Origin of the sequence: Jatrophihabitans sp., from assembly GCA_036399055.1 — a bacterium.
Classification (GTDB): domain Bacteria; phylum Actinomycetota; class Actinomycetes; order Mycobacteriales; family Jatrophihabitantaceae; genus Jatrophihabitans_A.
Genome location: DASWNX010000046.1, coordinates 76,015 through 102,458, shown reverse-complemented (window position 1 = coordinate 102,458; position 26,444 = coordinate 76,015). Strand labels below are relative to the sequence as shown.

Sequence of the window (26,444 nt, the reverse complement as noted above, 5' to 3'; positions counted from 1 at the left end):
TGGAAAGCCCGGCCGGCAGGCCGGTCGCCGTCCAGGTGTAAGGCGAGGTGCCGCCACTGGCCGACATCTGCTGGCTGGTCGCGGTGCCCACCGTGCCGGACTTGGCGCCCGGGTTGGCAACAGTCAAACCGCCGGTGGTGGAGCAGGTCGGGTCAGCGGTCTGTGCGGGAACGCTGACCGCGTCCCAGGCTGCCTTGACCTTGTTGAAGTTGGTGCAGTTGCCGGGGGTGAGGTTCTTGGCGGCGGTCAGGGTCTGGGTGCGGTACCTGAAGTACGTCATGCCCGAGGTCTTGGCCAGCATGGCGTTGTAGAAGATCTTGCCGGCGGTCTGGATGCCGATGCCGACGAGGCCGGTGGAGCCGTTGCAGGTGGTGCTGGTCGGCTGGCCGTTGGTGGGGTTGGTGCCTTCGGCGAGCAGGTAGAACCAGTGGTTGCCCGGGCCTGCGGCGGAGTGGGTCTCGGTGGTGGGGATGCTGCTGGAGTAGCAGTTCGGGTCACCAGCGGCCGAGGGGTTGTACATGTTGCGGATCGGGCCCTGCCCGACCAGGTTGATCTCCTCGCCGACAAGGTAGTCCGGCGGGTCGTAGGAGGCGGACTGGTTGGCGTAGAACTCGGTCAGGGCGCCCATGACATCGCCGGTGAACTCGGCGACCGCGCTGGAGCCGATGCCGCCGGGGGTGAAGTCGTCGATCGCGTGGCCGAACTCGTGGCCGACCACGTCCATGGACGAGATCCAGTCGTTGGTCTGGTTGTGGCCGATGACGACCTTGCTGCCGTCGTAGTAGGCGTTGAGGTCGTTGAGGCCCATGTGGATCGGCAGGCCGCCGCCGGAGCCGTTGATGCCGTTACGGCCGAGCCAGCTGCTGAGCATCTTCCACTGGGTCTGGACGCCGTACAGGGCGTCGACGCAACCGGTCTCCCGGTCGGTGCCCACGCCGTTGCCCCACGCGTCGTCAGAGCCGGTGAACACCGCTCCGCCGGTGTAGTTGCGGCAGGAGATGCCCGAGCGGATCGGGTCGGTCATCGTCCAGGTGGTGCTGGTCGGGTGGCTGGTGTCGATGGCCAGCGGGTTCGGGCCGTTCCACTTGCCGGTGCCGGTGCCCTCGTGGATCTTCTCCACGGAGTGGACCAGCGCGCCGGTCTTGGCGTCGGTGAAGACGTGCAGCTTGCTGGGCTTGGCGTCGGTGTGACTGGTGACCACCGTCTCGTAGGCCAGCCGCGGCGTGCCGTAGGCCAGCACGACCTGGCGGGTGCCGGTGACCGAGTCGATGACCTTGCCCTTGGCGTGGGTGCGGGCGGCGGCCGCGGCCTGGGCGGCGGTGCGCGTCGCGGTGGTGGCCACGTTGATGGCGCTCTCTTGCTGCACCGCGGTGGACAGGATCTGACCCGCGGCGTTGGTGACGACGACGAAGTCGCCGCCGACTACCGGCAGGCCCTTGTAGGTGCGGTCATAGGGCACGTACTGCAGGCCCTCGGGCGTGGAGATCACCGAGTGGGCGATGAACGCGTCGTGGTTGCTTACGTGCAGGGCAGCCGCCCGCGAGGCGACCAGGCTGGCCGCCGACTGCGCGGCCAGAACGCTCGGCGCCGCCTTGGGACTCGGCGCCGCGGTGGCCGTGTTGGTGGTCAGTGCGATGCCGGTGACGGCCAACGCTGTCAGACCCGTGAGGGTGACAAGCGCTGTGGAGCGACGAGGTCGCTGGGGTAGAACCATGGGTGGGTTCCTTCAGGGGTCGGTGAAACAGGGTGGGATGAGGATGGGACGGCACGGCTAGGGATGACAGCACTGCAGGCACGCGCCCACCCCGGCTCTGTCACCGGATGAAGGCCCCCCGCGCGGAAATACTGCCCGCAGCGGACGTTAGCGAGGTTTGCAGACAATTTCAATGGAACTTCATATATTTCGAGCTATGGGAATTAAGTGTTCTATGGGGCTGATGAGGATGGCGTAGGGCAGAGCCCCGTTAGGGTGTTCCGGGCGGCTCGCAGTCGGGGGTCGGGGTACTAGTCCCATCGTCTGATGGCGGCCGTGCCTGCCCAGGGAGGAGAACTGTCAGTGACAGTTCCACCAGTCACCTGGAGATCGATATGAACCGCGTGTTCCTCCTTACCGCAGCAGCGCTGACCGCCACCGGGCTCGCGGCCGCTCCCGCCGTGGCCGGCCTGGTCAACAACCCCTCCTTCAGCCGCCAACTGCCGGTACGCCCGCCCAGCGACGCCCAAACGGTCGAGGTCGGCGACAACTCGGCGCTGACGGTGCGGCCGAAGACGTCCAGCAGCCCGTCGGACTCCGCCAGCCCGAGCGCGACCCCGTCCGCCAGCTCGTCCACGAGCCCGTCCGGTGACCGCAGCCGTTCCGCCGGGCCGAGCCGGTCCAGGACGCCGGAGCCGGGGGATGACCGGGGTGGTGACCGCAGCGGCAGCGCGAGCTCTGAGCCGGGGGATGACAATGGTGGTGACTCGGGCAGCGGCTCAGGCAGCGGCGACGACAGCGGCTCGGGCAGCGATGACTCGGGCAGCGGCTCGGGCAGCGGCTCGGGCAGCGACTCGGGCAGCGGCTCGGGCAGCGATGACGACTGAGAAGGACCGGCCTAAGCAGTGACAGCTCAGAACGACGGCAGCGCCGTGACGGTCCCCGCGACCGCTACGGCGCCGCTGTCTGTCAGTCGGCTGCCGGGTGCCGCCTTCGACGCAGACCCCCAGGCCGGCTCGAGCTCGTGGCGGACCCTAGCGTCCTCGCAGGCCAGCGCGCCGCGGCCGGCTTCGGTCCGGCGAATCGTGGCGCAGGTGGCCGCCGCGGTGACGGTGGCGTTCGCCGTGGTGGCGGTCAGCGGCATCCTGGTGTTTCAGCAGATCGCCAAGCAAGAAGCCGTCCATCGGGTAGCCGAGGTGACCGACATCCTCGCCGAGAGCCTGGTGCAGCCGGCACTCACCGACGAGATGGCGACCGATCCGGCACGGGCCACAGCGGGTCTGGACTCGGTGATGCGCGACCAGATCCTCACCACCCAGGTGGTCCGGGTGAAGCTGTGGAACCCGCAGGGCCTGGTGCTCTACTCCGACGAGCGGCGCCTGATCGGGCAGAGCTTCGCACTGGACTCCGAAGCCCGCGCCGCGCTGACCGCGCCTCGCACCGAGGCCGGGATCACCGACCTCGACCGTCCGGAGAACGGCCTGGAGTCAGCCTCTGGCAAGTTGCTCGAGGTCTACCGCCCGGTGTGGACTCCGAGTGGGAAACCCCTGCTTTTCGAGGCCTATTTTCGATACGACCTGGTCTCACAGCGCAGCGACGAGCTCTGGCGCGGCTTCTCCGGCGTCATGCTGAGCACCCTGGTGGCGGTGCTCGTGCTGTTGGCGCCCATGCTCTGGCTGCTCTACCGGCGGGCCCGCTCGGTGCAGCTGCAACGGGAGCGGTTGATGCGGCGGGCGCTGGACGCGTCCACCGAGGAGCGGCGGCGGATCGCGGCGACCCTGCACGACGGCGTGGTGCAGCAGCTGGCGGGCGCGGCCTTGCTGGTGGGCAGTGAGGTCGAGCGGGCCAGCTCGCAGGGTGAGTCGGCCCGAGCCGAACGGCTGGCTGAGGCGGCCGCCTCGGTCCGGGACGGGGTGGCCGGCATGCGATCGCTGCTGGTCGACATCTACCCGCCCAACCTCACGGCCGGGGGGCTGGCCGCGGCGTTGGCCGACCTGGTCAGAACGCAGTCGGGCTCCACCGCCCGGATACATCTGGACGTCGATCCGGCAGCGGCGTCGGCGTTGGACGCCGAGCAGCAGCAAGCGGTGTTCCGGGTCGCCCAGGAGTGCCTGCGCAACGCCGTGCGCCATTCCGGCGCCGGCGACATCTGGATCGAGCTCAGCGAGCAGGCCAAGGATGTCCGGCTGGAAGTGGCCGACAACGGCCGCGGCCTGGACCCCGACCGCGCCGAGCAGGCTGTAGCCGCCGGGCACCTGGGACTGCGGCTGATCACCGACGTCGCGGTCGCCGTCGGCGCCCGGCTGTCGGTGGCCAGCAGCGCGGCCGGCACCCGGTTCCGGCTGGAGGTGGGGAGATGATCCGGGTGCTGCTGGCCGATGACCACCGGTTGGTGCGGGCCGGCCTTGCCGGGCTGCTGAGCACCGCTGCCGACATCGAGGTGGTCGGCGAGGCGGCCGACGGCCGGCAGGCTGTGGACCTCAGCGTCACTGCGCGCCCGGACGTGGTCTTGATGGACCTGTCGATGCCGGTGCTCGACGGGATCGAGGCGACCCGGCTGATCCTCGACCACGCCCCGTCGACCCGGGTGATCGCGCTGACCTCGTTCGCGGACAAGGACAAGGTGAGCGACATGCTCGCCAGCGGCGCGGTGGGCTACCTGCTCAAGGACAGCGAACCGGCCGAGTTGCTGGCGGCGGTCCGCTCGGCCAGCGCCGGCGGCGCGCCGTTGGACCCGAGGGTGGCGGTCGCGCTGCTGCCCAACAGGCAGCCGACCTCCGTCCTGGAGCAGTTGAGCAGCCGAGAGCGCGAGGTGCTGGCGCTGGCGACCCAGGGCCTGGCCAACAAGCAGATCGGCCGTTCGCTGGGCATCGCCGAGCGAACCGTGAAAGTCCATCTGGGCAACGTCTTTCGCCGGATCGGGGTCAGCGACCGGACCTCGGCCGCCATGTGGGCGCGCGATCACCTGCCCGAGGCGCGCCACCCGGCGAGCGGTCCTCCGGGTTAGGACCTGGCCTTGGCGGTGGACTTCCGGTTCGCCTTCTTGAGCGCTTCGATCAGTTCCGGCTTGGTCATGCGCGATCGGCCGGGCACGTTGAGCCGCTTGGCCAGCTCCATCAGGTGAGCCTTGGTGGCATTGGCGTCCACCCCCTCGGCGGTCTCACCGCCGCGTCGGGCTCGCCCGCCGCGGCGGGCGGCGTGCTCGTCGGAAGGCCCTTTCTTGCCGTCCTCCTTGGGCTCCCAGTGGTCGCCGACCTTCTCGAAGGAGTGCTTGAGCGAGGAGAAGGCGGTGCGGTGCGCTCGCTCGCCCTCGCCGTAGCTCTCCACCGCCGAGTCGTGCGTCTTGGACCAGGTCTCCTGCGCCTTCTTCGGTGATCGCTTGAGCGTCGAGGGCAGTTCTTCCTTGGCAGGCATGGCTTCCTCCTACGTCGGCGTCGATGCGTCGGTGTAACGCAGCAGCGCGGCGATGCCCTGCTGCACGTACTGGTGCCCGCCCGGGGTGATGACCAGGCCGGCGGCGCTGCCGGCCAGCGCCCTGACCAGCGCGGCGTCCAGCCGGTCGTGCTGGATGTCGGTGACGCCCAGGGCGCTCAGCTCGGCGTCGGTGCCGGCCAGCAGCAGCGGGTCGGGCCCGATCGAGACGGTGGCGGTCGAAGAGGGGTCGTCGGAGAGCACCAGGGTGTCGACCTGGGCCTTGCGAAGCGCGTCCAGGACGGCTGTGATGCCGGTGACCGCGTAGTCGTGCCGACCCACGGCCTGCTGCAGCCGAGCCAGGATGTCGCGCCGCTCGGCCCAGATGTGGTGCAGCAGCGCCGAGTGGACGGCCTCGTCCAGGGCCTCGCGCGAGGACCCCTCAGCTCGGCCGCCATGGTCCAGCTGACGGATCTGCACCCGCTGCGGAAGCAGCTTGGCCAACTCCTCGTCCACCAGGTTGCGGGCTCGGACGTCGCCGGCCAGCAGCACCACCTGGACCTCGGGCGGCAGGTGGTGGCTGATCGTCTGGGCCACCTCCTTGCTGTTGGTCTCCCAGGCGTTGTCGACCCGGTTCTGGAAGGCGCGCTCGTTCCAGACGTCGCGGCCGGTCTTGCGCAGCGGGTACTCCGCGCCCCCCTCGACCGAGGTCTGCTCGCTGTGGATGTCGTCCAGAACGGTGTAGACGTCAGCGCCGGTCCGGTCGATCAGCACGATCAGGTATGGGACCTGGGTGGACCGGTCGACCAGGTAGGGCAGCACATGGGGCAGCGGTGACCAGCGCCCGAGCTCGCGCAGCGGCGGCCGGCGGCTCACCTCGTCCAGCAGCACCTCGCCACCGGCGGCCACGATGAACTGCCCATGCCGGCCGGCGACCTCCAGATGCGCCCCCGCCACCTCGTCGATGGCCTCCAAGGTCTTGTCGTCAGCGCCGTCGCCGGCCAGCTTTTCGCGCAGGCCACGCCAGCGCAGCTCGACTTCGGTGTCACCGGACTCGCTGGCCCGGGTGGCGTCGAGGTAGACCGAGGCGAAGGGGCCAGGGTGGCTGTACAGGGCGGAGATCGGGTCTGGGATCTGCATGGCGGTATTCACACCTCGCTGGACACAGGCGGCCGGGACGCTGTTGGCTCCGGGTCGAGGGCGAACTCGACGTAGCGGTGATAATACGGTCCCGGCGGACAGGCGCGCGGACCGCCAAGGCCCTTCAGCGCCGCTCAGGCCCTTCGGCGTGGTCAAGCCGGCGTGGTCACGACGGCGTGGTCAGGACTTGGTGTAGCTGACGATCCCCAGGCACATCTCGTCGGAGGACCCCTCGCCCCACACGACGTAGCGCGGCGGAAGCTTGGCCAGGGCCGGGAGCATCCGGCGCAGGGTGGCGTCATGGGTGCAACTGACCCGGAGCCGGTCGCCGGCGTGCACGGTGAGCGTCTGGGGCAGCACGGTGGCGCGCTGGTCGTCGAAGTCCCAGACCTTGACGTCGAGCAGGCGCTGGCTCGTTCCGTCCTGCCGCTGCAGGTCGATCCGGACCGACCTGCCGAGCAGGTGCATGTGCCCGGCGACCGCCCTGAGCTGGAGCGTCTCGGTGACCGGGCGTCCGCAGCTCTGCGTCGGGCCGCTCTTGGGGTTGGTGAACGAGCCGTCGCACAGCAATTGCAGTCCCGCCACCACCCGCCCGGAGTTCACTCCGAACCGCCGGATGACGTCCAGCACCGAGGCCTCGCGGTCGCACAGCGGCCCGGTCTCCTTCGGCGCGCAGGGCAACTCGACGGGCGCCGGCAGCAGCAGGGTCTGCAACGGCTGCAATCGCGCGCCGCGCGGCGCGAGGCGCAACTTGACGGTGGTGCTGTCGGCGCCGTCGCCGTTGAGCAGGTTGTAGTGCATCTGCAGGATCACCCGGGTGCCGGCCCTGGCGCGCTGGCCGGTGCCGTCGGCGAAGCGCTGCTCGCCGCCCGAGGTGGCCCAGGCGGCCACCCACGGCGCGGAGTTGAGCCCGCCCAGGTCGGCGGCGTTACCGGGCAGGCCGGGCCCGCCGAAACAGGACCAGCCCAGCCGCGGGTCACCGGCGTCCTTGGCCTTGGCCGCGCCCAGCTGCTCCGGGTCGACCCGGTAGAGGATGGCGTGGTGCACCAGGTTGGGGTTTCCCGGCTGCAACACCACGCCGGAGAGGAATGAGTCGGCGTCGATCTTGGGGTCCAGCAGGACGCAGCGGTAGTCGTCGGTGCCGCCAGCCTCGGCCTGCGGCCGGTAGGCGCCGCCGGGCATCGGCAGCGTGATCCAGCGCTCGCCGGGCCGCAGGGCGGCAATCGCCACCGAGGCCGGCGCGCTGGAGTGCGGATGCGCCGACCCGGACGGGGAGCCGCTGGCGGCGGAGCTGGTCTGCCCGCCGGCTGACCGCTCTGAAGCGGGCGGGCCGCCGGCAGCGGGATCGATGGCAGAAGGGGCGGAGGTGCAACCGGCGATCAGCAAGCCGACGGCTAACGCGACGGTGACTGCCCGGCCCACACGAGAGATTCCGGGCACCGCTCCATTCTGCCCGGTTTGCCGGCGGTCCGCAGCCAGGCGCTCACAACGCCGCGACCGCCGGCACGACCTCCTTGCCGAGCAGCTCCAACCGCGCGGTCTGCCAGACCTGCGGCACCCAGCCGTGCGCGTGGCCGACCCCGAGCGCGGCCAGTCCGCGCAGCTGCGCCACCAGAGCCTCGATCTTCTCGCCCCGCTCGCCGGGATCGAGGGGGAGCATCACCGTCTTCTCGATCTCGTCGTAGTCGCGGCCCTCGGCCTGGCAGTGACCGCGCAGGATGTCGAGCTTGCGCTCGAGGTCGGGACCGGCGAACAGGTTGCAGGCCTGGGCGTAGCGAGCCACCAGGCGCAGCGTCTTCTTCTCCCCGCCTCCGCCGATCAGGATCGGCGGGCGCCGCAGCGGCTGCGGCACGTTCAGGGTGCGTCCCAGCCGGTAGTGCCTGCCCTCGTACGGGCTGTCGTCCCCGCTCCACATCTGCAGGCAGATCTGCAGGGTCTCCTCCAGCCGCTCGAAGCGCTCGGCGGTGTCGGGGAACGGCAGTCCCAGCCCGGCTGCCTCCTCGCCGTTCCAGGCCGCGCCGATGCCGAGCCAGGCCCGGCCCTGGGACAGCACGTCCAGGGTGCTCACCAGCTTGGCCAGCATCCCGGGCTCCCGGTAGCTGACGGCCGTGACCCAGGCCAGCAGCTCCACCCGCGACGTGCGCGCCGCGAGGTAGCCCAGCGTGGTGTAGGCCTCCAGCATGTCGTGCTCGGGTGGGCCCAGTGGGCCGATCTGCCAGACGTGGTCCATCACGCTGACCCGCGCGAACCCGGACTCCTCAGCCGCCACTGCCACCCGGGTGAGATCCTCGGCCAGCCCCGCCGGGCCGCTGGGATAGGTGAAATCCGCGATGTGCAGACCGATCTTCACCGTTGCTCCTCTTCCGCGCGCGGGGGCGGGCAGGTTAACCGTCGTGGTCGTGACTCATCGACCCTCGGACGGTCGCGGTTGCCGGTAAAGGCGGGTCGCAACCGGGCCTGCTCAGAACGAGGCCGGCTGCCTCGTCAGGTGACGAGGCAGCCGGCTGGTGGTGAGCCCGGTGGTGACCCTCAGGAGCAGACCGCCGCGCTGGGGGTGTTGCCGTAGGAGTTGACCATCAGGATCCGGTAGCAGGTGCCGGCCGGCGGGCTGGAGTAATCGGTGGCCGAAGCACGGCTGCCCGAGCCGCTGACCGCGGGATACTGCGAGCCGACCGACAGCCAGCTGGCCTGGGCGTCGGTGCTGCGCTGCAGGACGTAACCGGTCTCGTCATTGGCGTTGTCGGTGAACCCGACCACCATCGAGGTGCCGGTGTTGGTCAGCGTCAGGTTGGTCGCCGCCGACGGCGGGCCGTACACCACGTAGGACCAGCACACCAGGTTGGCGTCGACGCCGCCGCCGACGTTGGTGGCCCGGACACACAGCGAGTGGGTGCCCTTCACGGTGGACTTGCCGGTGTAGAAGCTGTAGCCGTGGTTGTCGCCGTAACCGGGGTGGCTGGCGTTCAGGCCGGAGTAGGCGGCGTTCGCGGTCTTGGTCTGGATGACCACGCCGTCCAGCACCAGTGAGACCTGGATCGGGTCGGTGGTGTCCCAGTCGATGGCCCAGCCGGTGACCGAGTAGTACCCCCAGGTGCCCGGGGTGCTGGAGGACAGCCCGCCGGTCGGGTTGGCCGGTTGCTGGTGGGTCTGGACCGCCAGTCGGATGGAGGCGCTGGAGGAGCAGGCCACTTCGTCGCACCGCTCGGCCGAGACGTAGTACTCGATGTAACGCCCGGCGGGAGCCGCGGTGTCGGTGAACGTGGTGCTGTTGGCCGGCACGCTGAAGTAGGAGGCAGCGCCGCTGACGACCCTGCGGATGGTGAAGGCGGTCTCGGTGGTGGACCGGTCGGCCCACTGCAGGGTGACCGAGGTCTGCAGCACGGCCGTCGCCGTCAGCGAGGCCGGGGCGGTCGGGGCCGGCGGCGGCTGCTCCTCGAAGCAGTAGTCCGGCGGGTCGTAGCTCTGGCACGGGTGGATCGCTGACGCGGGCGCGGCGGTCGCCATCAGGGAGGTCAATCCTGCGAGAGTCGCCGCCGCGGTGACCGCCAGGACACGCTTCATTCCTTGCACTTTCTCTTTCCTTCCAGTGGATGGACGATGCCGGAAAGAGCCGCCGAGCGACAGGGGTGATACCGAGAATTGTCGGCAAGCTTTGACGTATGGCAGGTCATCTCTTTAGGTATCGAGTGCTCATCCGGCATCCCGGACGAAGCACCTGACTGCGCGTTTGAGGGGTAAGAGCCACGCGCCGTCCAGCGTGGACCGCGCCGTCCGCCCGGATATATCCGCTCTACCAATATTTTGCCTATATAAGCCGCTTCATGACGTATTTTGATCACGCTACCGCGCCGTCGCGGCGACCGCTCCGATCCGTCCAGCTCATCTCCGCAAACGACGTCCTGGGGACGGCGCTGCTGGCCGCGCTGACAGCCTTGGGCTGGCAGGTCAGCGCGGAGGCCCGCTGGCAACCAGCGGGCGGGGTGGGCCACAAGCCGCCCCGACACATCGTGCTGGTGGCCGATCGCGCTGGAGTGTTGCCCGCTGGGCCACCCGGGCGCCCGCCCGCGGGCACGGCCTACCTTGCGGTCGGCTCGCGCACCGCCCTGGCCGAATTGGGCCGTGCGGTGGCTAACGGCGTGCACGCCGCCGTGGACGGCGATCAGCCCTTCACCGAGTTGGCGGGGCAGCTGCACCAGTTGCTGTCGAATCCGCTTTCACCTGTTCAGGCTGCGCAGTTCGCGCGGCGGTTGGATGTTCGGACCGCGGCGGCCGGCCTGTTCCACCGGCTCACCCGGCGTGAGCGGCAGGTGCTCGCCGCGCTAGTGCACGGGTCCACCGCGGCGCAGATCGCCGGCCGTGAGCACCTGGCGTTGCCGACGGTTCGCAGCCATATCCAATCGATCCTGGCGAAGCTGAACAGCCCGTCCCAGTTGGCGGCGGTGGCGCTCACCCATCGCGTCTGCGACGAGTACGAGCTGGTTCGGGAGCTGCGCAAACTTCATCAATTCTAACTATGTTATATCTGTGTTAATACAGGCAGGCTCGACTTTGCACACAAACCTCCCTACCCCCAAGGAGATCTCTCAGATGACCAGCCCGACCGGTGGACAACAGTTCTACAGCGCGCTGCAAGAGCAGGCGATGGCAGCTGTTCAGGACACCTTCAAGTCCACCCTCTACCCCGTGCAGTACCCCTCCCAGGGCGATTTCAAATGGAACTGGCAGAACGGCAACCAGGTCTTCAACGACGCCACCTACCAGTACGTCAACGCGCTGGCATCGCCCGGCGACATCGTGAGCACTGTCGCGCTCTCACCCGGCGGCGGCTTCGCCAACGCCTACGTGGCCGTCCTCAACGACATGATCTTCTCGCTCAGCTCGGGCGACCAGGCCAAGCTGACCCAGGCCCAGTCCAATGCCTCGGTGCAGGCCGGCACGATCGTCAGCGACTACCAGAACAGCTACGGCACGATCACCGCCGCCCAGATGGCCGCTGCCGGAGTGCAGACCAAGCAGGACTACGTGATCGGCTACGTGCTGGGCTCGCAGTGGAGCGGCGCGACCCCGCCGCTCAGCTACACCGCGATGGCGACCGCTCGCAATCTCAAGGCTCTGCTGCCGAAGGCGCCGATGGGCGCCGACCAGGTCATCACCGATGTGACGGTGTATCTCAACCTGATGCAGCCGGTGAACGGGTTCAGCGATCAGCTGCAGAACGGCGCCTGGACGCTCAGCCAGCTCAAGGCCAACGCGATGTACCCGTCGGCCTCCAACGGGGGCATCCAGACCTTCGATCCCAACACCGGAACGGTGCTTCCCGGTTACAACGACGGCTGGGGGATCAGCGACTCGATCGCCTCGATCAACAATGACCTGCTCAACACCGGCCGGACCATCTCCATCGGGATGACCACCTCGCAGTCCTCCGGCAGCGACCTGGAGGTGAACGTGCAAGGTCAGGCCGGCTTCTCGATCGGCTCGTGGCTCGAGTTCCAGACCGAGGTCAGCGGCGGCTACGACATGTCCAAGACCGCGGGCACCAGCACCGACTGCAGTGTCAGCATCACCTACGCCGGGTACTCGATGGTGCCGGCCGCCCCGGCTGCCTGGCAGCAGGCCACCAACACCGGCTTCTACTACCCGGACCCGATCAATCAGGCTGTCGTCAACGGGACCCAGGACGTGACCGGCTTCAAGTTCCTCAACACCCCGCCCTACCAGCTCGGCCCGCTGTCCAGCGGTGGCAACTTCGGCCTGCTGACCAACCTGCTGATCTCGAACTACCCGACCATCAGCATCACCTACACCCACGCCGACTACTCCACCTTCGCCCAGTCCTGGAACGAGCAGGCGAGCGGAAACCTCACCCTGTTCGGCTTCATCAAGCTGGGCAGCTTCAGCCAGGGCGCCTACGGCAGCTCGTTCACCCAGGGCTCGGACAACAGCACGTTCACCGTGACGTTCTCCGCCTCGCCCGAGGTCACCGGCGTTCCCCAGAACCTCAAGACCGCCTACGTCATCGGCGCCGCCGTCGCCAACCCCGGCGCCACCAGCTGAGCCGGCCCGAGCGAGGAGGAGGAACACCGATGCCTATTCAGAAGCAGCAGGCCGGCGTGATGCCCGGAGCGTTTCCCGGCGGTGGCGCGGCTATTCACGCCGACGCGGTCACCGCGATCAACCTGCTGAGCTACGCGGGGATGTGGGGTGGGGCCGGCACGTTGACCAACACCCAGCGCGCTCGCGTCGACCTGCAGGGTTACACCGCTGCCGGACAGATGAACCTGCAGGTGCAGGTCAACGGCGTGGGAGCGCCCAGCACGATGGCCACCGTGCTGGTCGCCACCACGGTGACGGCGGTGCTGCCGCCTAGCCCGCGCAGCGTGCCGCAGCAGACCGAGATCGTCCGGGTCATCAAGAGCGCGCTGTTCGACAGTCTGAACGACTTCGAGCATGCCAACGCTCACATCTGGACGGTCACCGGGGCGCCGTCGTCCTGATGGCCGAGGCTGTGGACCCTGCGCGGTCCGGACCAGCAGCCAGCCCGGCGGGAGGGAGCAGCGCTGCCTGCTCCCTCCCGTCCGCTGCTGGCGATGATGGCGGCAACCCCTATCAGGTGCTCGCTGCCGCGATCAACGCGCAGATCGCGATGATCTACCACACCAGCGTCACGTTGGTGCAGTATCCGAGCCAGGGCAACTTCCTGTGGTATTACGAGAATGCCAATCAGGTATTCAACAACGGCACATTCGGCTACGTCAGCGCCCGGGTCAGCCCGGGCGAGGCCGCAGGCTTGGCCATGCTCTCCGGGCCCGGCGGCTATCCCAACGCCTACGCCCAACTGCTGTCGCAGATCGAGTACGGGATCAGCGCGGCCGACACCGCGGCTCATAGCCAGAGCGCGATCACGTCAGCCGGCTACGGCAACCAGGTTCTCAGCGCCCTCAGACAAGCGACGCGTCAGCCGACTGCCGCAAACGGCGGAATGCTCACCGTCGACCCCGACACCGGCGCCGTCTCGGCGACCTGCCAGGTCGGCTACGGCGTCAACACCCCGCTGGCCACCATCTCCAACGGCCTGCAGTCCGGCCAGCCGACGGTGACGGTGCAGGTCCCGGCCGGCAACGGCAGCACCGCCACCATCAGCTACCCGGGTTGCCAACTGGTGGCGGTGCGGCAGGCGGCCTGGCAACAGGCCACCAACACCGGCTGGTATTACGCCGACCCGCTGGCCCAGGCCTGGCGCAACGGCCAGCAGGACGTCACCGGCTACCGCTTCGTCAGCCAGCCCAGTTACAACCTCGGGCCGCTCAGCTCAGGAGGCGACTTCGGGCGGCTGGTCAGTCTGCTGATCAGTGACACCCCCACCGTCACGTTCAGCGCCCCCAGCTCAGCGGCCTTGGTGGACGTCGTGACGCCCGACGTGGTCGTCGGTTTCTACGACTCGCTGAGCCTGCTCAACCTGGGCCAGTCGGCTAGCACGGAGTCACTTGCCCTGCCCAGTTCGGCTGCGGTGCAGAGCGAGCCGACGGTGCCGCAACTGCAGCAGAGCGCGTACGTGGTCGGCGCCTGCCTGGATTTCATCTCGCAGGACTGATGGCTCAGCTCTCTGCAGCTGGAGCCGGCTGCGGTGGCACGCTTGCGACTGCGGGGGTCGGGAATTGGGTGCGCAGGAAACGGTCCCAGACCCGGTCGGGCATCAACCGGCGCTGGTTGACCAGGTAGTGCGCCGACGGGGTGACCCGCACCCGGATGGGGGCACGCCGAGCGGTGATGGCGCGGGCGATCACCTTGGCGACGTCCTCGGCGTCACCGCCGAGCCTGGCCAGCGCTCCCTGCTCGTACACGGTCTGAGTGGCTCGGGCCACGCTGGCGTTGAAGTCGTCGTAGGGCCCGGCCTCGGCGGCGGGCTTGGGCACTTCGGCGACGGCTCGCTCGCTGAACGATGTCCTGATGATCCCTGGCTGAACGATGCTCACGCCGACGCCGAACCCGGCGACCTCGAACCGGAGAGCGTCGGACAACGCCTCGACGGCGTATTTGGTGGCGTGGTAGGAGCCGCCGCCGGGGAAGGTGAAGTTCGCCCCCATCGAGGACACGTTGACGATCCGTCCCCTGCCTTGCTGTCGCATGGACGGCAGGACGAGCTGGCACATGCGCAGCAGGCCGAAGACGTTGGTCTCGAACTGGCGGCGGACGTCGTCCAGGGCCAGGGTCTCCAATGCGCCGGACTGGGAGTAGCCGGCGTTGTTGACCAGGGCCCCGACCGCGCCGGCCTCGGACACGACGGTGTCGACCGCGGCGCGCATCGAGTCCTCGTCGGTGACGTCGAGCGACAGGGTCCGGCAGCCCGCTGCCTCCAACGCCGCCAGGCTCTGCCGCTGACGGGCTGTGGCGTACACGGTGTGCCCTCGACGGGCCAGCAGCGCGGCGGTGGCCTGGCCGATGCCGGAGGAGCAACCGGTCACCACGACCGCGCCGACCGATGACGACATGGGGGCTCCCTCGCGGCTGGGCTTACGCGCTGACCACAGCGTAGAGGATCTTGTCGCCGCCATAGGTGAGCTGGCTGAACGCCTGCCAGCCGCCATTGCCGATCACCTTGGGGGTGTTGACGTCGCGGTGGTGGTCACGGTGATGGAGCAGCTGTCCCGGACCGACTTCAGGTGAAGGACATCCTGAAGGCGAGATCACGGCCGCATGACTCCACCGGGCATCAACTTCTTGGCGACGCTGCTCACCATGGCCGGAGCCCCCGAGTTGTACTCATACGGCGGGCCTTTGAGCAAGATCGCCACGGCGTAGCGGTCGCCGTTGACAAAGCCGGTGGAGTTGAAGTCCGAGGCGGCGCTCCAGTCGTCGTCGTCCTGGCCCCAGCCCTGCTTGACGGCGGCGTTCGGGTCGGCCTGCTTGAGGCCGAAGAACTGGTACGTGCCGTCGGAGCCGTATTCGGTGGCCTGGTGCATGGCCTTGGACAGCCACGGCCAGACCTTCGGGTCGGCTTTGACCTTGGCGTAGAAGCGGACCATGCCTGCCGCGCTGATCTTGGCGTTGGACCACCAGCCGACCTGCATCGGCGGCTCTCCGAGGTCGGGGATGCCGTAGTGCTCGGCGATCCAGGGCGTCACCTGGTCCGAGCCCGCCAGCCCGTACAGGGCGTCCATGGCTCCGTCGTCGGACTGGGCGATCATCCGGTACGCGGTGTCGGCGGTGTCCCCGGTCATCTGCCCGTTCAGCAACAGCCGGGTGGCCACGAACACCTTCACCACCGACTCCGCGGCGAACATGTTGGCGTGCTCGCTGGCGCCCCAGAGCGTGCCGGTCCTGGTGTCCAGGACGGCCACCCCGACCCGGTATCCCCGTGAGGTCGCGTAGTCAGCCGCCGCCTGGATTCCGGCGCCCCCGATCGGAACCCGGGCGGGAGAGGGGGCGGACTTGGCCGACGCGGCTTCGGTCTGCGACGGGCTCGCTGAACGCGACGCCGTGCCCGGCGCGGTGGCCGCGGACGGCGCGCTGGCCGCGGACGAGGGCGTGGCCCCGGCCTCGGACGGTGAGGTCGTGGGGGCCGCTTCGCGCGTGGGGGAGGCCGAGGCGCTGGACCGGGCTTGGGTGTCGGGCTCGGCGCCGCCCGGCGGGAGGACACCGAGACCGAACAGGGCCAGGACGCTCGCGCACGCGAGCAGCGATGCAAGCGCGTACCGCCGCCGTCTGAAGGTGCGAGCAGCGACTGGGCCAGGACGTTTTCTGGGCATCCATTTCAGTGAACCATCCTTTGCCCAGCCTCGCCGGTAGCGGCAGGGCGGGGGTGACGCAAAACGCCTCGACCAACCCCGAGGACGTGGCCCAAGATCACTGTCATGGGCCTACGCATCCAGTGCTTGTGCATCCAGACCTCTGACCCTGCTCGTCTTGCCGCCTTCTGGCAGTCGGCCTTGGACTGGCGCCGCACGCATGCCGAGGACGATGAGGTCGTGCTCGAGCCACCGGCCGGCAGCCCCGAGGACGGCGTCGCGCCGGATTTGTTGTTCCTACGCGTGCCCGAGGAGAAGGCCGGCAAGAACCGCCTGCACCTGGACCTCCGGCCACAGGACCAGGACGCTGAGGTGGCCAGGCTGGAGGAGCTGGGCGCCCGGCGCCTCGACGTGGGCCAGGGCTCGGGTGTCAGTTGGGTCGTGATGGGCGATCCGGATGGGAACGAGTTCTGCGTGCTGCGAGCGCTCACTCGACAAGAGCTCGCAGACCATCACGCAGAGGTGGGCTGAGCGACGGTGGGCTGAGCCACGGTGGGCTGAGCCACGGTGGGCTAAGCCACGGTGGGCTGGGCCTCGGTCCACTCGGCCAGCTCGCCGAACACGTAGGTCTGCCCGCCGACCGGGACGCGAGCGTCGTTGTCCACGGCGTACTGGGTGACTCGCAAGGCGGCGTGTCCAGCGCGCTCGGCTTCGGGGATGAAGCCGAGACGGAACGGCAGTTCCTCTCCCGGGCCGAGCGCCAGGCCGGTGATGCCGGCCGCGGGATCTATCACCCGGTACATCCCGTGCCCCACGGGTTCCAGATGGTCGGCGAGCGTGGCGAGGCCGCGAACCCGTTCCAGTGCGACGTCGCCGCGGGGCGCCAGCGCGAGCCAGCCGTCGAGCGGATCGACTGGCCGTGCCCACCTGTCCAACGGCTCGAAGGCGATCTCGGTGACCACCTCCCAGTCGGCGTGGTTGGCCACGACGAGCTCTCCGAGCCAGTCAGCGGCGACGGGCACGATGTGGATGTTGCGCCAGCCCACGTGGCTGAAGGTCAGGGCGTTCTGGTTGAGGTTGGGGCCCTGAAAGCCCTCGAACGGCGACGCGGCGGCCTTCGACACCACCGCCAACAGGCAGAAGTGCCCGTCGTCGCCCGGATAGTCAGCGGGGTTGGGAGTCGAGGGCCACGCGAACGTCAACAGGGTCTGCTGCCCGGCAGCGATCGCCCCGATGGCTTGGGGCGGCGCGACCAGGCCGCCCTGGGCCGGGTTGGCGCCGTCCCACGGCTGCGGCCAGGACAGCCCGGCGCCCGCCTTGGCCCAGTGCAGCCGCACCACGTCCGTGCCCGAGCTCGAGCCCGGATAGGCTCCGCTGCCCCGATTGGTCAGGCGCACATAGACCGCACTCGGTTGCCCGCCCAGGATCGGCTCGCCGACCAGCACGCCGTCGGCGCTCTGCCGGACCCAGATGTCAGGGCTCTCCCAGCCGATCGAGGTCGTGGCGTTGGGGCCCGATCCCGGGTCGGCCAGGTTGTCGCGCAACGTCAGGCGCGGTGTGCCGAAGGTCGACTCGATCAGGGTGGTGTAAACGGTCTGGCTGGCGCCGTTGTCGAGAGTGAGGGCCCAATGGTGTCCATTCGGATCCTGGGAGTCGCCCTGGTTCCACCACCCGGGCGCGGAGTTCCCCCACCAGTTCCAGCCGATGAGGACGTCGTCGTTGGCCAGGCAGAATCGCTGCCAGTCGCTCCACTGCGCCTGGGCGATGGCGAACGTGCTTCCGAAAGAAGGCCTTCCGTTCGGCCCGGCGTCGATCGCGATCTCACCGACCTGCACCTTGACGCCGTTGGCGCGCGCCCAGTTGACGGTGGCGCCGCACGCGTCACTGAGCGCCGTCGGGCTGGTGAGGCCCAAGCCCGAGTAGCAGTGCACGGTGACCGCGAGGTTGGCCAAGGGGTCCACGAGGGTCGACCATCGCGCTGCGCTGCCGTTGCTGACAAACGAGCTCGCGGCGGTGTACGCCATGCCGGGCACGAAGATGACGTTGGCCGCCCCGGCCGCGCGGATCGCCGTGATCGCTGCCTGGGCGCTGTCGAACCACCCGGTCAAGCTGATCCCGACATCGCCGGGCTTGTCGCCGGATTCGGCGTGCGTGTGCGGCTCGTTCATCAGGTCGAAGGCCACCCGCTGGTCATTGCCGGTCGCCGCGTTCACGGCTACGGCGAACTTGGCCCAGAAGTCGGCGAAATCGGTAGGGGTGAACGCCGCGCCGCCGTAGACGACGTCGGTGTCCCCGGACGCGGCGTTGTACTGCCAGGGAGCGAGCGTGACTGCCATGCCCCGGGCCAGGAACCGGGTGACCAGGCCGGTCAGGTCAGCCCAGTAGGCGGCGTAATTCGCGCCAGGCGCCGGCACCGGACCGCCGAGCGTCGACTGGGCCGCCTCCCACGTGAACATCAGCCGTGCCGAGGTCATCCCCTTGGTCTGGTACCAGTCGAGCAGGGCATTGTCATAGGTGGGGTAATCGGTGCCGCGTACCGGCCCGGCCGCCCGATCGAAGGCGCCGAGGTTCATGGACACGTGGTTCACGCCATTGCGCTGCGCGCCGAGCATGTGGTTCGCCGGATACTTCACGGGGCGCCCCTCTCTGCAGTAGGCCCTGAGATCCATGGTGGATCGATAGCGCAGAGCCGGTGGCGAGTGCCCGTGATACACGTATCAGCTGGCGGGTGGCTCGAACGGGCGCATGGTCATGCCGCTGCCACCGCGTACCGACCTGATCGAGCCGTCCGGCTCGAACTCGTAGCGCGCCAGCTCGCCGATCGAGCCGCCGCCTGGCCCGCTGACCATCTTCAGCGTGCTGTCGTCGAGGACTTCAAGCGCCACCGGGTCCTCGGCCGGGTTGGCGATCAGGGGGTTGATCCCGAACAGCCGGCCGCCGAGCAACGCGACATCCTGCACTCCCCACAGGGTGGAGAACCGGCCGGTGAACCTGGCGCCGTCCGGCGCAGGCTGGTGCGAGGCCGATTCGGCCAGGTCCATCAGGCGGAACAGCGCCATGGCCAGCGGCTCAGCCGGCCCGTCGATGGCGTTGGTCAGCACCGACACCACGGTGCGGCGCTTAGGGCAGGCGAGGGTTCTGGTGATGTGCCCGGGATAGCCGCCGCTGTGGCCGAACAACTCGTGCTCGCCGACCCGGTTCAGGAACACGCCCAGCCCGTAGCCCGACTCCGCCTCCTTGACGTCCCACTGCCGGTGCCGCAGCTGGCGCGAGGAATCGTGACTGAGCAGCCGGTCCTCATCAGGCAGCAGGGCGCTGTAGAAGCTCGCCAGCTCGGTGGCGGTGGAGAAGAATCCGGTGGCCGGCCCGAGGGCGGCGGTGTCGACGTGGTCGATCACCGCTCGCTCGGGAGCGTAGGAGAGCGCGCTGTGCCCGGCGGCGAACTCCTCTCTTCGCTCGGCGGTGAGTTCTGGGCCTGTGTCGGACAGGCCGAGCGGGTCGAGGATCTGTTGCTGGATCGCTTCGTCGAAGGCGGCGCCGGTCACCTGCTCGATCACCAGGCCGAGCACGCCGTAGGCGATGTTGGAGTACTTGAACCGCTCGTGCCGGGGCAGCACTGCCGCCGAGGGTTCGGCCGCTAGCCGCGTCAACTCCTCCCGGTCGGGATAGGGGCGCGTCAGCTGCCAGAAGTCGCCGTCCTCGCTGTCGCGGATCACCCCGCCGCCGTGGCTGAGAAGCTCCCGCAGGGTGATCTGGGCCAGGGCGCTGCCCACCAGGCCTGGCACGTGCGCGGCGACCGGATCATCGAGCCGCAGCCGGCCCTGCTCGACCAGCCGCAGCGCCAGCACGGCGGTGAATGTCTTGGAATGCGAGGCGATCCGGAACAGATGCCGTTCGGTGAGCGGCGTGCGGGCCGGCTCGTCGGCGTAGCCCAGCGCCGCCGACAGGCGTCGCTGGCCGTCCTGGGCCACGCAGACCTGGACGCCGGGAACCCGCAGGAACCAGCGTCGGTAGCCCAGCCAGCCGCGGTAGTAGTCCAGAGTGTCCTGCCCGACCATGCCCGACCGCCTTTCTGCCCGCGACCGGCCGTCGCGTTGCTGGCAGCCTACAAACCAGCACGCCAGTGACCGTCGGCGACGGGAGATCTCACCCTTTGCCGATCAGCAACAGCTCGTACAGCACGGGCGCGCCGGCGCGGTGGTAGGCGGTGAACAGGTGGCTGGAGCGCAGTTGGCCGCCGGGGTTGAGGTGAGGCATCAGCCGTGGCAGCACTGTCATCAGGTCCTCGACCATCTCCAGGCATCCGACGGCGGTGACGAGGTCGAAGGACTCGGTCAACCCGGTGACGTGACTGGAGATGTCGGCGACCTCGAAGTGCGCGTCGGGCGCCTTGAGAGCGGCGTGTCGCAGCATGGCCGGGGACAGGTCGCTGGCCCACAGCCTCGCCTGCGGGAAGGCGGCGCGGACGACCTCCAGCGTCTGCCCGGTGCCGGTCCCCAGATCCAAAGCCGTGCGCACCTCGACGTCCTGCGCTGCGAGCGTGCGCAGCACGCCGGCCAGGTACTGGTTCGGAGTCCAGGCGCCGTCAGCGGTGTGGGCGTCGTAATCGGCGGCGTGAGAGTCGAAGTAGCGGCGATGCGCCTGCCTCTGGTCCATTCGCTGATGCTAGGACCGGTCGAGCCGGCTCGCAGGGCCTCATCCGGGGCCTGCGGGACCGACACGAGGCGGGAGGATAGGAGGCGGGAGGATAGGTAGGGGCGGGCCAGCGGTTAGCGTGGCTGGGTGAGCATCGAGGTCAAGCCCGCGACACTGGCACGCTTCGATGATGTCGCGTTCATGCTCGGGCCGAAGAACCCTCAATCCTCGGTGTGCTGGTGCCTGAGCCACCGGGTGGACTCCAAGACCAATCGGGAGCTCGTCGGACCGGCCCGGGGCGAGTTCGTCCGCGAGCTCTGCGGCCGCGAGATCTCGCCAGGCGTGCTGGCCTACGAAGGTGACGTCGTCGTCGGGTGGGCCGCGGTGGCGCCGCGATCGGAGCTGCCCTTCGCCAGGTCCAGAAAGATCCCGCACGTCGATGACCTGCCGGTCTGGTCGGTGTGGTGCATCCGAGTGCGTCCTGGCCACCGCGGCAGGGGGATCTCACACGCCTTGCTCGACGGCGCGGTCGCCTACGCCCGGTCCGAGCACGCGCCGGCTGTCGAGGGCTATCCGGTGGACAACCAGGGCGCCAAGGTCGACCTCACGACGGCCTATGTGGGCACCCGGAAGCTCTTCGAGCGAGCCGGCTTCACCAAGGCCGCCGACACCGGCGCCGTCTCCGGCGGATTTCCCCGCGTGCTCATGCGGCTGGACCTGCTTCCTGCAGTCGTCTAGGCCCGCTCGACCTGTGGCTCGGCGATACAATCGCCGGGTCAGAAGTTCGGAGGCTTCTAGGGCAGGACACGCATCGGTGACCCTCTCGAACTCATCGCTTCCTCGCTTCCACCTGGCAGTGCCGGTCGACGACCTGGCCGCGGCGCGGCGCTTCTACGGCGAGGTGCTGGGTTTGGCTCAGGGTCGCAGCGCCGACACCTGGGTGGACTGGAACCTGCACGGCCACCAGTTCGTCACGCACCTGGTTCCGCACCGCGCCGAGCGGGTCCATAACCCAGTCGACGGCCACGACGTGCCGGTGCCGCACTTCGGGCTTCTCTTGCAGGTAGCTCAGTTCCAGGAGCTCGCTGACCGGCTGCGGGCAGCAGGCGCGGAGTTCGTCATCGAGCCGTACCTGCGTTTCGAGGGTCAGGCCGGCGAGCAGTGGACGATGTTCCTCCTCGACCCGGCGGGCAACGCCTTGGAGTTCAAGGCCTTCGCTGACGACGCCCAGGTCTTCGCCGTCTGAGAACTGGCAGGTTCATCGTGTCCAGGTTGATCCTGATGCGCGGCCTGCCGGGTTCGGGCAAGACGGTCGAGCTGCGGTTCTTAGACGCGCCACTGTCAGAGTTGCTGCGCCGAGTGGGGACCCGCAAGGCTGCGGCTGGCGACAGTGAACCGCTCATCACCGGCGAGCGCCTTGCGGAATGGAGCCAGCGGTCTCAAGCTCCCGATGAGGCTGAGCTGGGGCTTTTCGACACACCGGAGACGATCTGAGGCCACTGCGGGATGAGGAGTGTCATCACCTGTCAGTCGATCATGTCCACCAGGTCGCCTACGGCTAACGTGCCCCAGCTGACGACAAGGCCTACGACGAGCTTCACCGACAGCGGAATGGCCAGGCCGGACTTCTCACTGAGAACGGTGTACGCCGGAGGTAGGTAAACGGTGGAGAGAAGAAGGTAGAAGACTCCGGGAACGGGGTGCACCAAAAACGCGTTCAACACGCCGATCATGAAGAAGACCACGCCGAACAACCAACCGATCAAGCTGGAGACCGTTGGATTGGAGTTAGCGCTGTGTGTTCTCACGGGGCCCACCTGCTCTTCCTACCACGCCTGAGCCACTGAAATCGGCTCTCAGCCGGGGTGCTGGGCCCGGCGGCACGGCGTGCGCCAAGTGGCGCGAACGGCTGCGGAGGATGTCGGCGGTGAGGCGGTCCGAACCGCTGACTTTTACCGTTTCGCCGGTTACTGTTCGAGTCTCACACCTACCCCCCGCAGCAGGAGAAGAACCTCGTGCACCTACTCACCTACGGCGTTCTAGGCGCCGTGGCCGCCACGCTCACCAGCATGGCGGCCATCCCTTCAGCCACCGCGGCGCCGGCTCGGGCCGAGTCGCCAGCGGCGGCGAGCCGTTCGGACAACCGCCCCGGACCTCTGACTGCCCGCCAGGACTCCCGGCGCAAGGCGGCGCAGAAGCTCATCCTGTCCGGCAAGGCATCGCCCGGTGAAGACGGCGTCGTCCAACTGGCCGACGACAAGTACTACCAGGCGGCGGTGACCGGCACCGGCCACGTCTTCACCATCCTCTCCGAGTTCGGCGCCTCGGGTAGCGGCAAGCTCGGCACCACGCCAGGGCCGCTGCACAACTCGATCGCGCGACCGGATCGCAGCCTCGACAACAGCACGGTGTGGACGAGCGACTTCAACCGCGCGCACTACCTCGACCTTCTCTTCGGCGCCGGCGAGTCGTTCAAGAACTTCTACACGGCCCAGTCGGCAGGCGCCTACACCGTTGACGGCGACGTCAGCGACTGGGTGCAGGTCTCGGGCAACGCCTCCACCTACGGCGACAACACCGTCGAGGACACCGGCGGCGCCTGGCAGTTCATCTCCGACTCCGGCAACGCGTGGTACGCCGCGCAGGTCGCCGCCGGGCGATCAGAAGCCGACATCAAGGCGCAGCTGGCGTCATTCGACGTCTGGGACCGCTACGACTACGACAGCGACGGCAACTTCGACGAGTCGGACGGGTACCTGGACCACTTCCAGGCGGTGCACGCCGGCGAGGGCGAGGACGGCAACGGCGGCGAGGACGCGATCTGGTCGCACCGCTGGTACGTCAACCAGACCGACTACGGCCTGACCGGCCCGACGGTCAACGGCACGCAGGTGCGCTTCGGCGGCGCCCAGATCGGCAACACCGGCTACTGGATCGGCGACTACACCGTCGAGCCGGAGAACGGCGGGCTCGGCGTGTTCGCCCACGAGTTCGGCCACGACCTCGGCCTGCCGGACCTGTACGACACCAACGGCGGCGACAACGGCACCGGCTTCTGGACCATCATGTCCGCCGGGTCATGGCTCAGCCACGGCACGGTCGACATCGGCAGCACGCCGGACCACATGGGTCCCTGGGAGAAGCTGCAGTTGGGCTGGCTGTCCTACTCGGTGGTGTCCCCGGGGCAGAACGGCAGTTACACGCTGAGCCCGGCGGCTGTCCAGACCACCGGGCAGGCCCAAGCGCTGGTCGTCGATGTGCCCGATCAGGCTGTCCAGAAGACCCTGGCCACGCCGCATTCAGGCAGCTACGCCTGGTGGACTTCCAGCGCCGACGACCTCAACACGACGCTGACCCGCAGCCTCAACCTGAGCGGTGTGCGCACCGCGACGGTGCAGGCCAGCGCCTGGTATGACATCGAGGACGGCTATGACTACCTGCACGCCGAGTACTCGACGAACAATGGGTCCACCTGGACCGAGGTCGGCAGTCCGCTGACCGGATCGTCCAACGGACGCTGGGGCACCTTGAGATACTCCGTCCCTGGTGGTCAGCAGACGCTGTTCCGGTTCCGTTTCCAGAGCGACAGCGGCGTGCACCTGGCCAACGCGTTCCTCGACGACATCACGGTGAAGTCCGGTGGCGCCACGCTGCTGACCGACAACGTCGAGTCCGGTGACAACGGCTGGAGCGCCGTGGGCGGGTTCAAGCGCAGCACCGGCACCGAGTCGACGAGCGGAGACCGGTACTACCTCGCCGAGAACCGCGCCTACGTCGGCTACGACGCGACGCTGCGGACCGGGCCGTACCAGTTCAGCCGGGGCATCACGGCGCCGAACTACGTCGAGCGGTTCCCGTACCAGGACGGCATGCTCGTGTGGGCCGTGGACGAGACCTACACCGACAACAACACCGTCGACCACCAGGGTCACGGGTTGGCGCTGCCGGTCGACGCGCGGCCGGCGCCGTTCACCTACTCCGACGGCACCATGCCGGGCAACCGGCGCCAGCCCTTCGACGCCACCTTCGGGCTGCAGGCGACCGACGCGGTCGCATTGCACAAGGAGGTCACAGTGGGCACCGGAAAGAACGCGACGGTCCAGACGTTGACGGCCTCGGCCCCCTCGAACGCGGGTATCCCGACCTTCACCGACTCCGTTCGCGACGCGTACTGGTCCTCGGCCAACCCGCTGTCATCGGCGCTGGTCGCAGGGCACGGTGTGAAGATCACCGTGACCAGCCAGGTGACCAACGGGGCGCTCACCGTGACGGTGAACAACCCGGTGGCCTAAGGCCTCACGCAGTGCTGGACGGGCCCGCCTCGGATCTCCGGGGCGGGCCCTTCTATGTCCTGACGCGCCCAGCCGCTTGAGATGGGAGCAGGACAGCCGGGTCGTGAGGAGCGGCTGGCTGGCTCGGGAGGAGCGGCCGGCTCCTGAAAACCGGCTGGCTGGCTCGGGAGGAGCGACGGGGGTGGAAAGGCCCTATTTCAGGGCGTCCACCGCAGGCGCAGGCAACTCCTTCAGCGCGCTGACCGGCGACAGCGCCAGCGGCACGAGCAGGCTCGCCGAGATCACTGCGAGGATCGCCAGCGCGGTCCGCAAGCCGACAGCGCCGGCGATGAAGCCACCGATCGGGCCGGCCACCGCGCCACCTCCGAACAGCAGCATTCGGAAGACCGCGTTCATCCGGCCCATCAGCGCGGCCGGCGTACACGTCTGGCGCAGGCTGATCATCACGACCTGAACCACGCCGAGGCCGAGGTAGCTGATGAAGAACGACGCGACGAACATCACGGCCACGACCTGCTTGGGCCCATCGGCTAGCGGGATCAAGGCCGGCGCCAGGAAGATCGCCGCCATGGAGTAGAGGTACACCCGTCCGAGCGGGAACCGACCGATCACCTTGCGGGAGATCGAGGCGCCCAGCAGGCCGCCGACGGCTGAGGCCGACAGCACGAACCCGAGCATGAACGGGGACAGGCCGGCTTCGCGGATGGCGTAGACGATGAACAGCGTCTGCACCGAGATCATGCAGAAGTTACAGGCCGGGCCCATCAAGACCAGCGGACGCAGGATGCGGTCGCGAAGCACCCAGTTCCAGCCCTCGGCCAGTTCGGTGCGCAGTCTCCGATTGGCGACCGGCGGGGGAGGCTTCTCCTCCGCCTTGATCAGCATCAGCGTGATCAGCGAGGCGAAGTAGGAACAGGCGTCGACGATCAGGGCTATCGGCGCCGTCAGCGCGCCCACCAGCATTCCGGCGATGCCCGGGCCGGCCACATCGGCCGAGGAGGAGGTGACACCGAGCTTCGCGTACGCCTCGACGTAGTCCTTCGGGTCTCGAATCAGGCTGGGCACGTACGACATCCAGCTCACGTCGAAGAGCACCGACGCTATTCCGATGCCTCCGGCGATGAGCAGCAATGGAGTCATGCTCAGATGGTCGGTGTAGGACAGCAACGGCACCAGCGCGATGAGCGCCATCCTCAAGAGGTTGGCGAACAGCATCACCGGCCGCCGTCGCACCCGGTCGACCCACACCCCGAACAGCAGGGCCAGACCGAAGTAAGGCACCAGCTGCGCGAAGCGCAACAGGCCGACCTGCTCGGTGCTCGCGTTGAACACGAGCACCGCGGTCAGGGGGAGGGCGAGCGTCGTGACCTGGGTCCCGAACAGGGAGATGGACTCACCCAGCCAGAACATGACGAAGTCGCGATTACGCCACAATGACGGCCGCGGAGCCGCCTCGACAGCTTCCTCCGGGCCAGTGCTCGTCGAGGTCATCGGAGTCTTTCGTGACAGGCAGCGAGGAGGTTTTCCTCACATACCGTACCAGCC

Annotated in this window: 26 protein-coding genes; 12 read left to right on the top strand and 14 right to left on the bottom strand. The window is 68.7% G+C overall.

What is annotated here, in order from left to right:
- The coding region (locus VGB75_20370; protein ID HEY0169403.1) for a M4 family metallopeptidase at positions 1-1,714 on the bottom strand (1,714 nt) is incomplete at its 3' end.
- 374 nt (positions 1,715-2,088) lie between these two features.
- On the opposite strand from VGB75_20370, the gene VGB75_20365 reads away from it, so the two are divergent.
- From VGB75_20365 to VGB75_20355, 3 genes are read left to right on the top strand one after another with little or no spacing between them, the layout of a single operon-like run.
- On the top strand, positions 2,089-2,580 hold the full coding sequence (locus VGB75_20365; GenBank protein HEY0169402.1) for a hypothetical protein: 492 nt from the start codon (positions 2,089-2,091) through the stop codon (positions 2,578-2,580).
- Between the two features lie 18 nt (positions 2,581-2,598).
- Positions 2,599-4,053: an ATP-binding protein gene (locus VGB75_20360; protein ID HEY0169401.1), complete on the top strand. Its 1,455-nt coding sequence runs from the start codon at positions 2,599-2,601 to the stop codon at positions 4,051-4,053.
- Positions 4,050-4,700, top strand: a complete 651-nt coding sequence (locus VGB75_20355; protein ID HEY0169400.1) for a response regulator transcription factor — start codon at positions 4,050-4,052, stop codon at positions 4,698-4,700. Before VGB75_20360 ends, VGB75_20355 begins: the two co-directional genes overlap by 4 nt.
- Here the strand turns inward: VGB75_20355 and VGB75_20350 are convergent.
- The 5 genes from VGB75_20350 to VGB75_20330 form a co-directional block, all read right to left on the bottom strand.
- A complete protein-coding gene (locus VGB75_20350; GenBank protein ID HEY0169399.1) occupies positions 4,697-5,107 on the bottom strand; it encodes a ChaB family protein in 411 nt (136 codons plus the stop codon). The genes VGB75_20355 and VGB75_20350 overlap by 4 nt on opposite strands.
- A 9-nt stretch (positions 5,108-5,116) precedes the next feature.
- Positions 5,117-6,244: a Vms1/Ankzf1 family peptidyl-tRNA hydrolase gene (locus VGB75_20345; protein ID HEY0169398.1), complete on the bottom strand. Its 1,128-nt coding sequence runs from the start codon at positions 6,242-6,244 to the stop codon at positions 5,117-5,119.
- A 180-nt stretch (positions 6,245-6,424) separates the two neighbouring features.
- Complete coding sequence (locus VGB75_20340; GenBank protein HEY0169397.1) at positions 6,425-7,684, bottom strand: hypothetical protein; 1,260 nt, start codon at positions 7,682-7,684, stop codon at positions 6,425-6,427.
- A gap of 43 nt (positions 7,685-7,727) precedes the next feature.
- Positions 7,728-8,594 (bottom strand): LLM class F420-dependent oxidoreductase, encoded by an 867-nt coding sequence (locus VGB75_20335; protein HEY0169396.1) that lies wholly within the window; start codon positions 8,592-8,594, stop codon positions 7,728-7,730.
- Positions 8,595-8,773: 179 nt separating this feature from the next.
- On the bottom strand, positions 8,774-9,805 hold the full coding sequence (locus tag VGB75_20330) for a hypothetical protein (GenBank protein ID HEY0169395.1): 1,032 nt from the start codon (positions 9,803-9,805) through the stop codon (positions 8,774-8,776).
- A gap of 260 nt (positions 9,806-10,065) precedes the next feature.
- On the opposite strand from VGB75_20330, the gene VGB75_20325 reads away from it, so the two are divergent.
- The 4 genes from VGB75_20325 (at position 10,066) to VGB75_20310 (ending at position 13,838) form a co-directional block, all read left to right on the top strand.
- Positions 10,066-10,755 (top strand): LuxR C-terminal-related transcriptional regulator, encoded by a 690-nt coding sequence (locus VGB75_20325; GenBank protein ID HEY0169394.1) that lies wholly within the window; start codon positions 10,066-10,068, stop codon positions 10,753-10,755.
- 76 nt (positions 10,756-10,831) lie between these two features.
- Positions 10,832-12,301 carry a hypothetical protein gene (locus VGB75_20320; GenBank protein HEY0169393.1) on the top strand — a complete coding sequence of 490 codons (1,470 nt, stop codon included), beginning with the start codon at positions 10,832-10,834 and terminating at the stop codon, positions 12,299-12,301.
- Between the two features lie 29 nt (positions 12,302-12,330).
- A complete protein-coding gene (locus tag VGB75_20315; protein ID HEY0169392.1) occupies positions 12,331-12,741 on the top strand; it encodes a hypothetical protein in 411 nt (136 codons plus the stop codon).
- 116 nt (positions 12,742-12,857) lie between these two features.
- Positions 12,858-13,838 (top strand): hypothetical protein, encoded by a 981-nt coding sequence (locus VGB75_20310; protein ID HEY0169391.1) that lies wholly within the window; start codon positions 12,858-12,860, stop codon positions 13,836-13,838.
- A 4-nt stretch (positions 13,839-13,842) separates the two neighbouring features.
- Here the strand turns inward: VGB75_20310 and VGB75_20305 are convergent, their stop codons facing one another.
- Genes VGB75_20305 through VGB75_20295 form a run of 3 tightly spaced genes read right to left on the bottom strand, consistent with a single transcriptional unit; the run spans position 13,843 to position 15,993 of the window.
- On the bottom strand, positions 13,843-14,736 hold the full coding sequence (locus VGB75_20305; protein ID HEY0169390.1) for an SDR family NAD(P)-dependent oxidoreductase: 894 nt from the start codon (positions 14,734-14,736) through the stop codon (positions 13,843-13,845).
- A gap of 22 nt (positions 14,737-14,758) precedes the next feature.
- The gene (locus tag VGB75_20300; protein ID HEY0169389.1) at positions 14,759-14,935 is read right to left on the bottom strand and encodes a hypothetical protein; all 177 of its coding nucleotides are present in this window, start codon (positions 14,933-14,935) and stop codon (positions 14,759-14,761) included.
- Positions 14,932-15,993 carry a hypothetical protein gene (locus tag VGB75_20295; GenBank protein ID HEY0169388.1) on the bottom strand — a complete coding sequence of 354 codons (1,062 nt, stop codon included), beginning with the start codon at positions 15,991-15,993 and terminating at the stop codon, positions 14,932-14,934. The genes VGB75_20300 and VGB75_20295 overlap by 4 nt, the downstream gene beginning before the upstream one ends.
- A gap of 105 nt (positions 15,994-16,098) precedes the next feature.
- Between VGB75_20295 and VGB75_20290 the strand changes: the two genes are divergently transcribed.
- The gene (locus VGB75_20290) at positions 16,099-16,503 is read left to right on the top strand and encodes a VOC family protein (GenBank protein ID HEY0169387.1); all 405 of its coding nucleotides are present in this window, start codon (positions 16,099-16,101) and stop codon (positions 16,501-16,503) included.
- A 41-nt stretch (positions 16,504-16,544) separates the two neighbouring features.
- Here VGB75_20290 and VGB75_20285 read toward each other — a convergent pair whose 3' ends face one another.
- The 3 genes from VGB75_20285 to VGB75_20275 form a co-directional block, all read right to left on the bottom strand.
- A complete protein-coding gene (locus VGB75_20285) occupies positions 16,545-18,605 on the bottom strand; it encodes a cellulase family glycosylhydrolase (protein HEY0169386.1) in 2,061 nt (686 codons plus the stop codon).
- A gap of 84 nt (positions 18,606-18,689) precedes the next feature.
- The gene (locus VGB75_20280; GenBank protein HEY0169385.1) at positions 18,690-20,030 is read right to left on the bottom strand and encodes a serine hydrolase domain-containing protein; all 1,341 of its coding nucleotides are present in this window, start codon (positions 20,028-20,030) and stop codon (positions 18,690-18,692) included.
- Positions 20,031-20,118: 88 nt separating this feature from the next.
- Complete coding sequence (locus tag VGB75_20275; GenBank protein HEY0169384.1) at positions 20,119-20,628, bottom strand: class I SAM-dependent methyltransferase; 510 nt, start codon at positions 20,626-20,628, stop codon at positions 20,119-20,121.
- Positions 20,629-20,754: 126 nt separating this feature from the next.
- Between VGB75_20275 and VGB75_20270 the strand changes: the two genes are divergently transcribed.
- From VGB75_20270 to VGB75_20260, 3 genes are all read left to right on the top strand, one after another.
- Entirely contained in the window at positions 20,755-21,345 is a 591-nt protein-coding gene (locus VGB75_20270) for a GNAT family N-acetyltransferase (GenBank protein ID HEY0169383.1), read from the top strand.
- A gap of 76 nt (positions 21,346-21,421) precedes the next feature.
- Positions 21,422-21,853, top strand: a complete 432-nt coding sequence (locus VGB75_20265; protein HEY0169382.1) for a VOC family protein — start codon at positions 21,422-21,424, stop codon at positions 21,851-21,853.
- A 26-nt stretch (positions 21,854-21,879) separates the two neighbouring features.
- Positions 21,880-22,101, top strand: coding sequence for a hypothetical protein (locus VGB75_20260; protein ID HEY0169381.1), 222 nt, complete (start codon positions 21,880-21,882; stop codon positions 22,099-22,101).
- A gap of 32 nt (positions 22,102-22,133) precedes the next feature.
- On the opposite strand, the gene VGB75_20255 is transcribed toward VGB75_20260, so the two are convergent.
- A complete protein-coding gene (locus tag VGB75_20255) occupies positions 22,134-22,373 on the bottom strand; it encodes a hypothetical protein (protein HEY0169380.1) in 240 nt (79 codons plus the stop codon).
- A gap of 249 nt (positions 22,374-22,622) precedes the next feature.
- On the opposite strand from VGB75_20255, the gene VGB75_20250 reads away from it, so the two are divergent.
- A complete protein-coding gene (locus tag VGB75_20250; protein ID HEY0169379.1) occupies positions 22,623-24,899 on the top strand; it encodes an immune inhibitor A domain-containing protein in 2,277 nt (758 codons plus the stop codon).
- A 192-nt stretch (positions 24,900-25,091) separates the two neighbouring features.
- Here the strand turns inward: VGB75_20250 and VGB75_20245 are convergent, their stop codons facing one another.
- The gene (locus VGB75_20245; protein HEY0169378.1) at positions 25,092-26,390 is read right to left on the bottom strand and encodes an MFS transporter; all 1,299 of its coding nucleotides are present in this window, start codon (positions 26,388-26,390) and stop codon (positions 25,092-25,094) included.
- Positions 26,391-26,444: the final 54 nt, after the last annotated feature.